Source organism: Streptomyces tatrensis (assembly GCF_049310065.1).
Lineage (GTDB): Bacteria > Actinomycetota > Actinomycetes > Streptomycetales > Streptomycetaceae > Streptomyces.
Window position 1 is genome coordinate 17,131 of record NZ_JBMDLB010000006.1, and the last position, 12,836, is coordinate 29,966.

Genomic DNA, 12,836 nt, shown 5'->3' on the forward strand with positions numbered 1-12,836 from the left:
CGATCTTAGTGCTGAACGGGCGGCGCCCCGATGACTTTCTTGGAAGCTCGCCACCCCTCGGGATACGCCTCCATGAAGTCCAGGAGGGCCTCTCCCTCGGCAGGCATCCGGCCAGGGCCGGCCAGGCAGTCGAGTACCGCTTGGCTAGGCGCGACGTACTGCACGCCGTCGAAGAACTCCGACCGTCTCCGGACAAAGGAATCCGGCTCGTTCAACAGCAGGACATCCGCGCCTTCGGTGACCGGCAGGAGCCCGAGCTCATCGGCGGCCTCATCGATGTCCAGCCAAGGCCCGACGTAGAGCATCAGCTGACCGCCCACGGCGACGCGGACGAAGCGCTGTGCGGCGTAGGAGCCAGTGACGGAAAGGACGTCTCTGACGGTGACGTCCCCGAGGTACTTCGTGGAGAGCTGAGGGATCTGTTCTAGGAGGGCTGGTACGCCGTTGGGGGCCAGAAATCCCTGGTAGGACCCTGAAGTGAGGAGGCTCGTCTCGTGGGCCCGGGCGCGTAGAAGCTGAGCCCAGTCGACGTCCGTGATGATCCGCCCCTTGCGGCGGATCAGGAGCTGGTCTTCCAGGGTGTCCAGGAGCCGGGATACATATGGGAGGCTCAATGTGGAGACCCGGTGCAAGTCGGTGGCGCGGTGAGGTGGCGGAACGTCGGCCAAGAGTCGGACCAGGCGCCCTGCCTTCACCCCCGCCAGAGTGGTTCTGCTGGTTTCCCGAGGCCCTGACCTCGGCGCCTTCTCGGCTCCTACGGTGTGGATGATGATGGCCGGTCGTGGCACACGGATGTCGACGTTGCCCGTCAGATCGAGATACGCGATGCCGTTCTGTCTCAGTAGATCCCGGGCCTGGGATGAGATCCACGGCGCGATGATCAGCAGGTTTGTGTAGTGATTGACCTCGCGGAGCAGCTGTACCTTGGGCACCAGCCGCTCCATGACGAACCGCGGTGGAACTGCCTGGGTTGCCTCCACCAGCAGCTGCGTGAATGCGCTGTCCCCGTCCGCCCTCACCTCCAGGGCGGCGTCGAAGACCTTGCTCTTGTTCGGGCGCTGCGTGACCTGCCACTCCGGCCCGAGTAGGCCGCTCAAGGCTTGAATGCCCTGTTCCAGCAGGTGCGACTCTCTGATCAGGGGAGATTCCACCATGCCATCATCACACGCCTCGCAAGCAAACTTGCTCAGGAAGGAGACTTTACTAAGTCAGTAAAGTCTTCGATCCAGGCAACATTTTCTATATCTCGCGCTTGCCTAGGCCGGGTAAGTCGCGGAATCACGCAACATGACGGCAGTGCCCTGGCGCTTCTCGAGCCACCTCGTCGGGTACCCAGCTGGGCCGGCCTTGAGTCGCGGACGGATCAGGAGCTGACGCCCGACTGTGCCGGTGTACCAGCATTCGCCGGTCAGCTCCGACCGGGTCAGCTTGGAGGAAGTGCGCCGGACAGCTCTCTGGCGGACCTGAACGTGGGCTCAGCGCGGATCAGCGTGAGCGCCTCAGCCGGGCCATCCGTGACGGGTGATAGCCGCGGGGTGTATCGCACCGCACCCCGGCCTCGGCCCTACACGCCGGACATGCCACCTCATGAACCTGTCGCTCTCCCCCTGCGGAGCGGGCACCCCGTGTCGGCGCCCCGCCGGTACCGACGCGCGTCTTCCACGACTCGATGTGCTCCCGCTCGCGCGCGCTGAGGACGCTGTCCGCTTGCTCCGCCGCGACCAGCAGCTTCCGTACAGAAGCCCGGATCCAGTCGCGGCGTTGTGACCGCAGCCCGGTGGGAGGGCGGCGAAGGGCCGACAGCAGGGCACGGACCCGGTCGGCGGCCCGCCGGGCCTGTTCGGCCTGCAGCTCGGCCGCGAGAATCTCCTCGTGCCGTTCCCGCGCATCGGCAGCAAGTAGTTCACCCGCCGCCTCGATGATGGCGGACTCCTCGACGGTGCGGTCATGGCTCGCCGTCGCGTTCGCGGTCACCCGCAGCGTACGCAGCTGCTCGAGGTCCTGGACGTCCAGGGCGTGCTGAAGCCGCGCGAACAGGTTCTGACGGACTGCCTCCTGCTCCTCCAACCAGCTTTGGGTGCTGGCGACGGCAGCACGGGCCTGGGCCTGCCCTTCGGCACTCAGACCGGTCAAAGCGGCTAGCTGGCCGCTGACCTGGGACACGAGGAGTACCGACCCGACCTTCTGCCCCTCGGCCAGCTTGCGGAGCAGAAGCTGTGCGCGGGCATTCTGGTCAGGGACTTTCCGGGTCGGAGTCGCGGGGCGCCCGGATACGGGGCGGGTGTTGTGGTTTCGGATGATCCGCTCGACCGCGGGGGTCGAGAGCCCGCGCTCGGTCACCTCGCACTCGTCGAGTTCGAACCATTTGGTGGGCCGCTTGAAGGCTTCCGTGCCGATCTGGACCTGCCGGGTGGTACCGATACTGTCGAGGCGGATCCGGTGGATGTACCAGCGGTCGATCAAGGTGTCCCGGTCCACGGGCACCGACAGCCCCAGCACGGGCTCGAGGCCGTCCTCGTCCCAGACGGGTGCGACGGCCTGGTCCAGGTGCACGCGCAGCCCGCGCTCCTTGAACCGGATGTCGAGGACCGATCCGATTTCGGCGCCGTCCGGCCGCGCGAAGTCGAAGCGGACCTGGTCCTCAGGGTGGCCGGCCGTGCGGAGCCAGGCGGCGGCCGAGGCCTTCACGTACAGGTGGTCCGCGCTCGCCACCCCACGGTCCCGCCGGCCGCAGTGCCCTTCAGCGCCCGGGTGGTGGGCGAAGTGGCACACACGGTCGGTGTACAGCTTCGTCGTCAGCTGGACGCCGCAGCCGCCCAGGAGCAGCCCGCACCAGAACGTGTCGTGCGCGTGCCGCTGGCGGAAGGCATCCAGCTCGATCGCCTCCAGCGGCAGCGTGAGGGGTGTTGATGCTTCCTGAAAACTGACCCCGTACTGCTCTCGCAACCTTGACCCCCTGATCACTCTTGGAGGGTGCTAAAGGTGGAGGACTGGGCGGAGATACGTCGGCTGCATCGAGCCGAGGGCGTGCCCATCAAGGAGATCTCACGGCGGTTGGGGGTGGCCCGGAATACGGTGCGGGCCGCGTTGTCCTCGGACCGACCGCCGAAGTACGAGCGAGTGTCCCGCGGGCAGGTCGCGGACGCGTTCGAGCCGCAGATGCGGGCGTTGTTGAACGAGTCGCCGCGGATGCCGGCGCCGGTGATCGCGGAGCGGATCGGCTGGCCGTACTCGATGCCGCCGCTGCGTAAACGGCTGGCGTTGATTCGGCCGGAGTATGTCGGCATCGACCCGGTCGACCGGGTGACTTACGAGCCTGGCCAGATCGCCCAGTGTGACCTGTGGTTTCCCGAGACGAAGGTGCGGGTCGCGCCAGGACAGGAGCGAGTGCTGCCGGTGCTGGTGATGACGCTTGGCTTCTCCCGGTTCATGGCGGCCACGATGATCCCGACCCGGCAGGGTGGCGACATCCTGTCGGGCATGTGGTCGCTGATTCACGGCATCGGCCGCGTCACGCGGACCCTGGTCTGGGACCGGGAGGCGGCCATCGGTGGAACCGGTCGGGTGACCGCACCGGCCGCGGCCTTTGCGGGGACGCTGGCCACCAAGATCAAGCTGGCCCCACCCCGCGACCCGGAATACAAAGGGCTGGTCGAACGCAACAACCAGTATCTGGAGACCTCGTTCCTGCCGGGCCGCCAGTTCGCATCCCCAGCCGACTTCAACGACCAGCTGGGCCAGTGGCTGCTGCGGGCCAACGCCCGCACCGTCCGCTCGATCCAGGGCCGACCGGTGGATCTGCTGGAGACCGACTACCTGTCGATGCTCCCGCTGCCGCCGGTCACCCCGCCGATCGGTCTGAACCATCGCATCCGGCTGGGCCGCGACTACTACATCCGCGTCGACACCGTCGACTACTCAGTGGACCCGCAGGTCATCGGCCGGTTCGTCGACATCACCGCATCGCCCGAGACGGTGACCGCGTTCTGCGATGGACAGGTCGTCGCCCGTCACGTGAGGTCCTGGGCCAAGCACGGGGTTGTCACTGACCCGATCCACGCCGCCACCGCCGCACGGATGCGCGAGGCCTTGGCACTGGACCGCCAGAAACGTGCAGCTGCCACTCGCCGCCATCCCGACGGGCACGCGGTCGCCCTGCGGGCCCTGCCGGACTACGACGCCTTGTTCGGCGTCGACTTCAACCCACCCTCCACGAAGGCGAAGTGATCCATGACCACCTCCACCCAGGCCAAGCCGGACACTGCGGGATCCTTCCCGAAGGACGGCATGCCATCGATGATCGCCTACCTGACCCGGGTCCTGAAGATGCCCACCGTCGGCGCCTTCTGGGAGGAGCTCGCCGACCAGGCCCGCGACCAGAACTGGTCCCACGAGGAGTACCTGGCCGCCCTGTTGCAGCGCCAGGTCGCCGACCGGGAGTCCAAGGGCACCACGATGCGGATCCGCACCGCGCACTTCCCGCAGGTCAAAACCCTTGAGGACTTCAACCTGGACCACCTGCCCTCACTGCGGCGTGACGTCCTTGCCCACCTGGCGACGGGCACCTTCGTCGCGAAGGCGGAGAACGTGATCCTGCTGGGCCCGCCCGGCCTCGGCAAGACCCACCTGGCGATCGGCCTGGGTGTCAAGGCCACGCAGGCCGGCCACTCGGTCCTGTTCGACACCGCGAGCAACTGGATCGCCCGCCTGGCCGCGGCCCATCAGGCCGGGCGCCTGGACGCCGAACTGAAGAAGATCCGCCGCTACAAGCTGATCATCATCGACGAGGTCGGCTACATCCCCTTCGACCAGGACGCGGCGAACCTGTTCTTCCAGCTCATCGCCTCACGCTACGAACAGGGCTCCGTGATGGTCACCTCCAACCTGCCCTTCGGACGGTGGGGAGAGACCTTCTCCGACGACGTTGTCGCGGCCGCGATGATCGACCGACTTGTCCACCACGCCGAGGTCCTCACCCTGACCGGTGACTCCTACCGCACCCGCCAACGACGCGAACTGCTGGCAAAGGGAAACCGGACGCACCAGGACTGATCGAATTCTTCCCGCCCAGGCAATGATGAGGGCGTGACGGACGAACGAAGCGAACCCACAGCCCTGATTGCGCAGAGGATGCGCAGGGCACTCTCAGAAGCTCTCTGGGATCCCACCGGCGATCCTGCGGCGGCCGTCGAGGTGCTAGCAGCCATGGTCGAGGGAGTCTGCGGGAGAGCCACTACCGCCGACGAGGACCTGCAAGTCTTGTTCGAGTCGGAGCCGCTTTCCTCGGCCTACCTGTTCTGCGCATCGCTTCAAAAGTCACTGAGCCTGGACTACCTGCGGCAGCACCCTGACTTTCGCGAGACCTCGCCAGCCGAGCATCTGGACCACATCCGCCCCAACCTCCCCCAGTTCCACCAGCGGCAGCAGGAGGTCCTACAGCTGATCGACGCAGAGTTCCCACAGCAAATTTGATCTTGACAGATCTCAACGACGAGCAACCGGGGGTCAAGTTTCCGGGAGCGCGTGGGGGTCAAGATTCACAGAGCGTTGACAAGGGGATCCTCTGAAGCTGCCCCGCCTAAAACCGCTGTCTGGATCTGCCGGTTGTCACCCCGCACGAATCCCGCCCCCTCATTCGCCCCAGCTCAGCGTGCCACCCCCTCCTAAGGGCCCGCAGGCGATCAGCACGTTCCCCTCACGGGCAGATCCGAGTGCGCAGGCTCGACGCCGACAGCGAGAGTCCCAGCACGGTGCTCACGCGCGAACCGCAAGGTGTCGTGCCTACCTGTGCCCGCGATCAGGGCCGCCACCCCCTCAGGGGGGCGGCGGTGGCCTGCACTACTGAGCCCGGCTGCTGCAGGAACCTGGCTAGTGGTGTATCACCGCGCAGGGAACTCCGGGATCGCTGGGTGGGGTGGTGATGCCTCCGACGAGGAGGGCCAGAAGGACGGCGATTGCTTCGTTGCGAAGGACGCGGGCGGCTTGGTGGAGCTTGTAGGGGTCTGGGGTGGGCAGGGAGAGGGCTACACATTCGGGTTCGGTGCCGGTGCGGATGGGGACGGCGGCGCAGACGGTGCCCAGGGCGTATTCCTGGAGGTCCAGGAGGGGTTCGCCGGGGTGTCGGGTGTCGAGTTCGTTGAAGAGGACTTCGGGGCTGGTGATGGTGTGGGGGGTGAAGGCCTCCATTCGGTGTCGGTTCAGGTGTTCGCGGCGCTCGTCGTCGTCGAGCTGGACCAGGAGGGCTTTGCCGACGGCGGAGGCGTGGGCGGCTTCGCGGAAGTCGACCCATTCGTGGACGGCGGGGGTTGTGGGGCTGTCGGCGTACTGGGTAATGGAGATTTCGCCGTCGGTGTAGCTGGCGACGTAGACCGCGGCGCCGACCTCGTCGCGCAGGATCGCGAGCGTTTCCCTCAGCAGCGCTCCGCCGAGGCTTCCGGTTCCGGCGAGTTTGAGGGAGGAGCCGGCCGCGTAGACGCCGTGGGCGACCGGGGTGGCGAGCTGGGTGCGGACCAGGTGCTCGATGGCGTGGGCGAGATAGAGCTGGGGCAGGCCGGTTTCGCGTGCGATCTGCGTGCGGGAGACGCCTCCCTCGTGGCGGTGGATGACCTCCAGGACCCGCAGGGCCCGCTGGGCTGCTTCAAGGTGGGTGTTCACCGGCTGCTGGCGCTTGGGCCGCCGACCCATCCGGGCGCCGCGTTTGGCGTCCGGGGCCAGACCCTTGGGGTCCAGTCGTGCCCAGCGGGCCAGGGCGGAGGCGAGTCGGGGGGTGGGGGTGTAGATGTCGCCGAGCTCGTCGTGCTCGTGAGGGGTGGTGGTGTCGAGCGCGTAGCGGATCGGGTCGGGAAGGTGGCGCAGATGGGGTCGGGACAGTGGGGTGGGGGTGATCTTGGTGGTGGAGATGGGCGGGGAGGTCCAGATGATCGAGGCCTGCAGTGTGTCTTCGACGTCGTCGACGTCGGGCAGCGGTGGGACCTCTTCGCTCGGGTCGGGGTTCGGAGGCTGGTTGCTCCAGTGGTGGGCAGTGGCGATCTCGGCGCGGGAGAGGTGAAGGAGGTAGAGGGCTTGGATGGCGGTGTCGGATCCGGCGCCGGCGGCGTACTGGAACCAGAACTGGGCGCCCTCCATCCGGCCGGAGAGGTGCAGGAGGCTGGCGAAGAGGAGCGCTGAGGGCTGGCTGTGGGGCCAGGCATCTGCAGCGAGGGCGAGGCGGGTGAAGGTCGGGCTGTCGACCAGCGCGCGGGCCATGGTGTCCAGGGTGCGGGCGGCCCGCACGTTGCAGGCCGCGTCGAGAACGAGCTTGCGCTCCGCCGGGCTGCTGGAGCGGCCCGTCGGCGATAGGGCGAGTCTGGCGTCGGAGGCCCTCGGCGAGGTGACGGCCCGGCTGTGGCGGGCCGCTACGAGCCGGCCGGCGATGCGGCGCCGGGCGGCGTCCTCGTCGTAGGAGGCGTACTCGTCGGTGAAGACCTCGGCGTCCCCGAGAGCCTCGTCCAGTTCGTTTCCGGCCTCCGCGTCGTGGCGGGTCATGTCGTTCACAGGTCCTTCTCCTCTCCGGGAGTCAAGTCGATTCCGATCTTCTTCGCGAGCATGCGCCGCGCGGTATGCAGGTGGGAGCGCACCGTACCCACAGCGATACCCATCCGCTGCGCCACCTCCGGGGTGTCCAGGCCGAGCACGTGGGTCAGCAGCACCACGTCGTAGTGCCGGTCGGGCAGCTCGGCGATCGCCTCGTACACACCCGACCTGGACTCGATCAGCTCAAGTCTCCGGCGTGAGCCCTGGCGCAGCGCCGCGTACTTGGCGGTGTCGACCAGGGCGACCGGTAAAACCTGGCGGGCCCGGTAGCGCTCGACGTGCTCACGCAGCTGGGCCCAGGCGAACGCGGCGAGGTTGGCCTCCCTCAGGGCGTCCGGCCAGACCTCCAGCAGGAAGGTGAAGACGTCTTCCACCACCGTCTCGGCTGCCTCGCCTCCGAGTTCGAGGTGGGCGTACTCGAGGTAAGCGAGGTGGTTTTGGGAGTGGAAGGCGACGAACTCCACGGGCATGACGCCGGCGAGCTCGCTGGAGACGGCCTGCTCCCCGAAGGGGTCGTACTCGGCGTCGGTCATGAGCTCCCCCACGGCTGCTCCCCCGGCCCGTCCAGGCTGACGGAGGGCATCTCACGCTGCACGGCCACATGTGCGTGCGGCAGACGGTGGGCGGACAGTTCGGCCGCGCCGACCCGGACACCGGCGCCGAGCAGGCGCCGTAGACCTCTCACCACATCGGGTGCGAACACCCGGACGGCAGTCGCGGCTATCAGCGCCAGGACGAGGGGCTCGGTGCTGTTCACGTCGAAGGGAGTCCTTCCAAGCGGATCAGTTGAGAGTCCAGGCGTGCCTCCCCCCAGGTCCGGCAGCCGGGAGGCGGCTCGAAGCCGGCTCCTACTCACAGCCAATCGAAAACAACCCCCGAACGTTCAGGCCGATTTCAAAAAGTTTCTGGAGCGGGCGCATCCGCTTGTTCGTACGCCCCCGCGCGCCCGCGCACACCTACACGGGCGCCCAGGTCAGCGTCCTGTTGGCCTCGCGCGCTGACAGCTCTGGGCTCTCCCCTGGTCAATCCGAGGTTCGCCCGTCCCGCAATGGCCGGCGCCAGGTCAGGACCGGTTGGGTCGTCCCCGTTCGCGAGCTCGGCCACGGACTGGCCGTGTTGCGTGGAGGAGCGGCCGGGCACGTGTGTGGTGGCTGCGGGATCGGACCGGTCCGTACTCAAGGGAAGGGTCCGCGACGCACATGGTGCTCTCGTTTTCGGAGGGAAGAACTATAACGGTTCACAACGGAAGGAGAATTTATGGAGGTATAGCTCCAGACGGCAGCAAACAGGGACAGCTATCCACCTCTTGAAGGGTGGCGGGACCTAGCGAATTGCTGTGCCGCAGTCGAATTGGTCGGGGAGGTCGGGCACATGCCATAAGACTGATCCTCAGACAAAGAAGTCGCCGTCCCCAGGTCGCGTGATCCGCGACTGGACGTCTTGCGGCCTTGGCGTCGCTGGGTACGGCCAAACGTGTCCAGCCGCTGTCCGCCGGGGCCGCGATTGGAGTGTCCACGACGGAAGGAGAGCCCAGCGATCCGGCACGCGCTGGTGCAATGACCTGCATGTTTAATGAGCTCCTGCACGACATCCTGACGAGTTACATCGCCTGGGCTTTGGGCCTGCTCACGATCGCCGTCTGCACCCGGGCGGCCCGGCGCTGGAAGCGGAACCGGCCCGGCGAGGATGCCCCACAGGCTGGAAACCAGCAGTAGGCCCGAGGGTAGACAGATATTCGAGAAGGGTAATCAAATGCTTGACCCTGATGAAGTCGCCTTACAGACGACAAATGATGTCATCCCGCTAACGACAAACCGCTCAACGGTCAATGCGGAATCCGATCGGCGTCACGCATGGTCATTCCTGACGGATCCACACGCACTGGACCCCCACGCATGGGGAGGTCAACTTGCTATCGACCCGAGTATCCAGATGCCTACCCGCCCACTGGGGGAGGTCGCGGCGAAGTACGACCGGGTCATCCGCAACGTCGAGTTCGACGCCGATGACCAGACCAGCGAGACGGACCTGCTGGCCAGCCTGCTGGCCATCCGGGAGCTGAGGAGCAAGCTCCAGACCGACGAGGTACGCCTCATCGCCGCATCCCGCCGGAAGAAGATCACCTGGCAGCGGCTTGCCGGCGCCCTGGAGCTCAAGAGCCGTCAGGCGGCCGAGCGTCGCTACCTCCAGCTCCGCGAAGATCTCGACCAAGCGAGCGGGAAGCAGCTGACGCAGGCCGAACGCGTGGACTTCGCCCGGTCTCAGCGTGACCGACGCACCGAGCGGGCATGGGCCGTAAATCAAGCGGCCCAGATCAAGCTCTTGGCCCGCCGGCTCGTCTCAGTCCCGGACCTCCAAGAACGAGCCGACCGGTCGGCCCAAACTCTGCAGGCTCACAGCCGGGCGAAATGGGCAGCTGAACAGGCCGGAGGAGCCGAGCCCACACCCAGCAGCGCCCCCTGGCCCCATCAGCTGGGGGAGTCGCTGGATCATCTGGATGCATTGCAGTCCGAACGGTCAGAGATCGCGACACGTGGTCGCCCCGGCCAACACGTGGGAGGGGTCAGGCAGACGGACCTGCTCCATAGCCTGGCCGGTCTGATCGGCTACGCCCTCGACCCCAGCCACATCGACCTTGGCGACCATCCCGAGCTCGTCACGGACATTCGCCTGCTCTACGCCGAAGCTGGGGCGGCAGCGCCCCGCCCGCTCAGTGAGATGACACAGAGCAAGCCAGTCCGTCGCCGTCCGGTGGCCGAGTAGCCGCGGAGCATGGCCGTTCGGGGTCCCGAACGGCCATGCGGCCTCTATGGCCTGTGTAGACGTGGTGCGGGATCAGCGCACCGCCCAGCTGGGAGAGCTGGGAGCGAGGCATGAGTCATCGCTGGAAAGGCTGAGCAGGGTGGCCAGCTTGATTCAACGCGATATGGCCGGGCCGACTCGGTGCCTGCCGGATGGCGACACCGCCTGGGCTCGGAGGACGATCCGAGGTGCAGGCGCTGTCAGCCAGTTTGCGGCAGGGGCAGATCACGGGCGGAGCGCGTAGTGGGTCAGGCGTGAGCCGGCCTTGTCCGGGGACAGGCCGAGGCCGGTTCCGATCGCTTCTGCGGTGAGCTCGTCGTCCTTGGCGTTGTAGGCGGCGGTCCTGGCTGCCTGCCGGGTCGTGCGCTCGAGGGCGGCTACGGCCCGGAGTGCGGCGAGCGGGGCGTCGTTGGCCAGGCTGATGAGCTGGTCCTCGACCTGCTCCAGGAGGGCGGCGAGCTCGGTGGGCAGGGGTACGGTTCGGGACTCGACGTCGGCGATGTGGTGTTCCCAGTCGTCTTCGGGACCGTCGATGACCGGCTCGTAGAGGCTGGCGGTGTCCACCGTCGTCCAGTCGATGGGGTAGGTCGTGGTTCCCCGCCAACCGCACGCGCACGCCGCCCGGGCCTGGGCCGCCCGCGGCCGGTTCAGGATGCCGCTGTAGGCCCACCATTCGCGGGTCTCGTGGAAATTGGCGCCGCTTCCGGGGTCCAGGTAGACCGGGCCCGGCTCGTTCCCGTCGTCGAGAAGCGCTCCCGTCCAGCCCTCGTGCGACGGCCCGAACTCCTCCGACTTCCACCCCATGGCGTGCTCCTCCTGTTGTCGGCTGGTCGGCGGGACATCACCCGCCGAGCACCACGCCCGAAGGCACGAGTCCGCGCCATCGCAGCTTCATCAGCATGCCGAAGCGCATTGGCGGCCGTGCAGGGAACACCCGAAAGCATGGGGCCGGTGCTCAGGCGGTGGCCGTGAGGAAATCGCGGACCGCGGGGATCGTCCGGCGTGTGGAGAGCTGGGTGCGGAGGTCTTTGAGGGTGCTGGTGCCGCGTGCGGAGGTGACGCCGCCCATGTGTTCGATGGCCTGGTGGGCGCTGTTGAGGGCGGCGTCGACGTCGCCGAGGGCGAGTTCGGCTTCGCGGGCGAGGTAGATGGCCGCGCCCCGGGGGAAGGCGGTGCCGTCGTACGCGTCGCTGTTCTGGGCGGCACCGGCGGCGCGGAAGTGGGTCAGGGCCTGGCCGGGGTTGGACAGGTTGAGGGCGCTGGAGCCGGCGAGCTGGTGGAGTTCGCCGCGGTTGACCCAGTAGGTGCAGTCGGGCTCGGCGGAGGAGTTGTCGATCCGGTCGTAGGCGTCGAACGCGGCGCCGACGGCGCGCTCGCTGGAGCGGCGGTCGCCGGCGCGGGCGTAGGCGCGGGCGGAGCGGGCGTGGAGCATCGCGGTCATCCTCGGCGACCCGATCGCGGGTGCGGCGCCCAGGGCGGTCTCCACCAGGTGCTGGGCACCGTGAGGGTCACCCGTGCTGTAGCGCTGGATGGCCCAGAATGCGAGGGTGTTCGCACCGATGATCCGGTCGCCGGCGCTCGCGGCTGCGCGGAGCGCGGTGACGTAGTGGCGTTCGGCGTCCGCGTGGAAGCCGGAGTCGTAGGCGGTCCAGCCGCAGATCCGGGACGCCTCGGCGGCCGCGGCGTAGAGGCGTCGGCCGACTTCCTCGGTGTAGGAGCGGTGGTTGAGGGTCTTGGTGATCATGCGGAGTTCGGTCTTGGCGGCCTGGTAGACCTCGCCGGAGCCGACCTGGTCGTCCAGGCGGCGCAGTGCCCCGAGGCGTTCGTCGTGGAGGTCGGCGAGCTCGGTGCCGACCCGTTGTCCGGCGCCCGCGGCGGTGGCGGGCGGTGCGGTGGCCCATTGGGCGGTGACGGCGCCGAGGGCGGAGACGATCAGGAAGTCGCGGCGGTCCATGGTTCCTCCGGCCATGCTGGTCAGGATGGTGTTGGTGTCCGCCGGAGTCCAGGCGGGGTCAAGGAGCAGCCGGTCGTCGTGACCGACGCAGGCCAGCCACTGCGGCCAGGGCCGCTCGTGGAGCATTTCGACGGGGATCCCGTGCAGGTCGGCCATGGTGAGCTGGGCGGTCCACTCCGGCACGACGCCGGAGTTGAGCCAGCGGTAGATCCGCTTCTTGTCCGCGCTGATGGCGCCGTAGCCCAACGCCTTGTGGCGGGCGGCCAGGCGGCGCAGGTAGCCGACGCCGGTCCAGCCGTTGTCCTGCAGTAGAGCTGCCAGCGGATGCTGTTCGCGGTCCACGTCCCCACCCCCACAAAGAGTGTTCCCATCCCCGATGGTCCTCCAACAGGGCCCCGGCGGTGAGCGAATGGAACCCGCGGGACCCGGATGGTTCCCTCTGGTTCCCCACGGGCCCCCGTGGGCCCCCGTGGGCCCCCGTGGGCCCCTCGCGAATCTGTTCGCGGCC

General features: G+C 67.8%; 12 protein-coding genes. 5 read left to right on the forward strand and 7 right to left on the reverse strand.

Annotated features, from left to right (window positions below):
• Window positions 1–5 precede the first annotated feature (5 nt).
• Together ACODT5_RS03195 and ACODT5_RS03200 are read right to left on the reverse strand one after the other, a co-directional pair.
• Window positions 6–1,154: a hypothetical protein gene (locus ACODT5_RS03195; RefSeq protein WP_422517644.1), complete on the reverse strand. Its 1,149-nt coding sequence runs from the start codon at window positions 1,152–1,154 to the stop codon at window positions 6–8.
• A 331-nt stretch (window positions 1,155–1,485) separates the two neighbouring features.
• Entirely contained in the window at window positions 1,486–2,946 is a 1,461-nt protein-coding gene (locus ACODT5_RS03200; protein ID WP_422517645.1) for a zinc finger domain-containing protein, read from the reverse strand.
• A gap of 27 nt (window positions 2,947–2,973) precedes the next feature.
• Here ACODT5_RS03200 and istA point away from each other — a divergent pair, with 27 nt between their 5' ends.
• Genes istA through ACODT5_RS03215 form a run of 3 tightly spaced genes read left to right on the forward strand, consistent with a single transcriptional unit; the run spans window position 2,974 to window position 5,472 of the window.
• Window positions 2,974–4,227 (forward strand): IS21 family transposase, encoded by a 1,254-nt coding sequence (gene istA / locus ACODT5_RS03205; protein ID WP_422517646.1) that lies wholly within the window; start codon window positions 2,974–2,976, stop codon window positions 4,225–4,227.
• A gap of 3 nt (window positions 4,228–4,230) precedes the next feature.
• Window positions 4,231–5,052, forward strand: coding sequence for an IS21-like element helper ATPase IstB (gene istB, locus ACODT5_RS03210; protein ID WP_422517647.1), 822 nt, complete (start codon window positions 4,231–4,233; stop codon window positions 5,050–5,052).
• A gap of 33 nt (window positions 5,053–5,085) precedes the next feature.
• A complete protein-coding gene (locus ACODT5_RS03215; RefSeq protein ID WP_422517648.1) occupies window positions 5,086–5,472 on the forward strand; it encodes a hypothetical protein in 387 nt (128 codons plus the stop codon).
• 396 nt (window positions 5,473–5,868) lie between these two features.
• Here the strand turns inward: ACODT5_RS03215 and ACODT5_RS03220 are convergent, their stop codons facing one another.
• The 3 genes from ACODT5_RS03220 to ACODT5_RS03230 form a co-directional block, all read right to left on the reverse strand.
• A complete protein-coding gene (locus tag ACODT5_RS03220; RefSeq protein ID WP_422517740.1) occupies window positions 5,869–6,684 on the reverse strand; it encodes an IclR family transcriptional regulator in 816 nt (271 codons plus the stop codon).
• Window positions 6,685–7,529: 845 nt separating this feature from the next.
• On the reverse strand, window positions 7,530–8,105 hold the full coding sequence (locus ACODT5_RS03225) for a sigma-70 family RNA polymerase sigma factor (RefSeq protein WP_422517649.1): 576 nt from the start codon (window positions 8,103–8,105) through the stop codon (window positions 7,530–7,532).
• Entirely contained in the window at window positions 8,102–8,329 is a 228-nt protein-coding gene (locus tag ACODT5_RS03230; protein WP_422517650.1) for a hypothetical protein, read from the reverse strand. The genes ACODT5_RS03225 and ACODT5_RS03230 overlap by 4 nt, the downstream gene beginning before the upstream one ends.
• A gap of 808 nt (window positions 8,330–9,137) precedes the next feature.
• Between ACODT5_RS03230 and ACODT5_RS03235 the strand changes: the two genes are divergently transcribed.
• Both ACODT5_RS03235 and ACODT5_RS03240 read left to right on the forward strand, forming a co-directional pair.
• Window positions 9,138–9,287: a hypothetical protein gene (locus tag ACODT5_RS03235; protein ID WP_422517651.1), complete on the forward strand. Its 150-nt coding sequence runs from the start codon at window positions 9,138–9,140 to the stop codon at window positions 9,285–9,287.
• Between the two features lie 217 nt (window positions 9,288–9,504).
• Entirely contained in the window at window positions 9,505–10,335 is an 831-nt protein-coding gene (locus tag ACODT5_RS03240) for a hypothetical protein (RefSeq protein WP_422517652.1), read from the forward strand.
• Between the two features lie 264 nt (window positions 10,336–10,599).
• Here the strand turns inward: ACODT5_RS03240 and ACODT5_RS03245 are convergent, their stop codons facing one another.
• Both ACODT5_RS03245 and ACODT5_RS03250 read right to left on the reverse strand, forming a co-directional pair.
• Complete coding sequence (locus ACODT5_RS03245) at window positions 10,600–11,178, reverse strand: hypothetical protein (RefSeq protein ID WP_422517653.1); 579 nt, start codon at window positions 11,176–11,178, stop codon at window positions 10,600–10,602.
• 151 nt (window positions 11,179–11,329) lie between these two features.
• On the reverse strand, window positions 11,330–12,670 hold the full coding sequence (locus ACODT5_RS03250) for an NsdA family TPR-like regulatory protein (protein ID WP_422517654.1): 1,341 nt from the start codon (window positions 12,668–12,670) through the stop codon (window positions 11,330–11,332).
• Window positions 12,671–12,836: the final 166 nt, after the last annotated feature.